2 protein-coding genes are annotated in these 1083 nt (G+C 69.2%); one reads left to right on the top strand and one right to left on the bottom strand.

Translation table 11 applies throughout. From position 1 onward, the window contains the following. A partial coding sequence (locus ACT84W_RS08545) for a zinc-ribbon domain-containing protein (RefSeq protein ID WP_444328902.1) occupies positions 1–389 on the bottom strand: 389 nt, incomplete at its 3' end. Positions 390–723: 334 nt separating this feature from the next. On the opposite strand from ACT84W_RS08545, the gene ACT84W_RS08540 reads away from it, so the two are divergent. Further along, positions 724–1083 (top strand): hypothetical protein (locus tag ACT84W_RS08540; protein WP_444328901.1); only part of this gene is annotated, 360 nt, incomplete at its 3' end.

Here is a 1083-nt window from a genome sequence, read left to right as displayed (position 1 = left end):
GCGTGGCTCGAGTGGGCGGTGTCCCAGGCCTCTTGCTCAGCGGCGGCGCGCTGCTCGGGGGCGTAGACGCCGAAGTAATAGCCCGCGCCCCCGCCGGCGGCGAGAAGGTATATGTGGGCCGAGTTTATGGCATCTTTCTTTGCGGTGCGGGGCGTTGTGCATGCCGGGGACGGCTCGTCCGTGGCGTGGGCGTGTTGCGTGGAGGGAGCGGGCTGCGGGGCCGGGGTCGTCTGCGGGGCCGGGACAGTCCCCGTGGCGAGGGTCTCCTCCGTCGCGGGCGCCGGCTCCGCGGCCGAGACTTCTTGCCCGCCTAGATCGACGGGGGCGCCGCACTGGGTGCAAAAGAGCGCGTCGCCGTCCAGCTCGGCGCCGCAGTTGTTGCAGTACATCTTTCCTCCTTGCTTGGCTGTTCTGGGCCAGCATACGCGTGGCCGCGCGCAGGTTGTTGCGCAACTTGTGAACGCTCCGACCGGCGGAGGGCTGGACACAGAGGCCGACGCTTGGGGGCGCTATTTTGGGCAGGCCGCCTTCGGGACAGGTTGCCTTCGGGGAAGGCAACCTTCGGGACAGACGCCCAGGATGGCCGAAGTCAGACGCGGCCCGGGCACAGCGCGGTCTGGGTAAATTATTGTTGTGCAACTTTACCGGGCAGCGCGCGGCTATGGTTAATCAGACCTCCCGCGGGATGCCGCGGCACCAACAGATCCGACCGAAAGACCGCCCATGGACACCGAATCGCCGTCATACGCAATGTACCGGGTCCTCAGGGACTTCGGCGGCATCCCCTACCGAGACGCCGCTGCCGTCATCGTCGACGCGGGCGCCGCGTCTGGCGAGTCCACACTCGGCGCCCGCATAGCGGACAAGACGTTCCTCTCGTGCCGCGTGGTCCACGCCTCCGCTGGGAACGCCCCCGTCCACGCCGACCTAGGAGGCGCCGCCGAGGCCCTTGCCGCGCGTATGGCCAAGCGCCTCGGCGAGGGTGCCTGGGGCCTCATCTGCGAGCATTTCGCAGGGCCGGGCGCCGCGCGCATGGAGGAGAGCCTCTCTGCGTGCGGGCGCGACGCCCTCGTGTACCGCAAC

The sequence above is a fragment of the Paratractidigestivibacter sp. genome, from assembly GCF_052362415.1.
Taxonomy (GTDB): domain Bacteria; phylum Actinomycetota; class Coriobacteriia; order Coriobacteriales; family Atopobiaceae; genus Paratractidigestivibacter.
The sequence above is the reverse complement of the archived record's forward strand: the minus strand, read 5'-3'. Positions and strand labels throughout refer to the sequence as shown.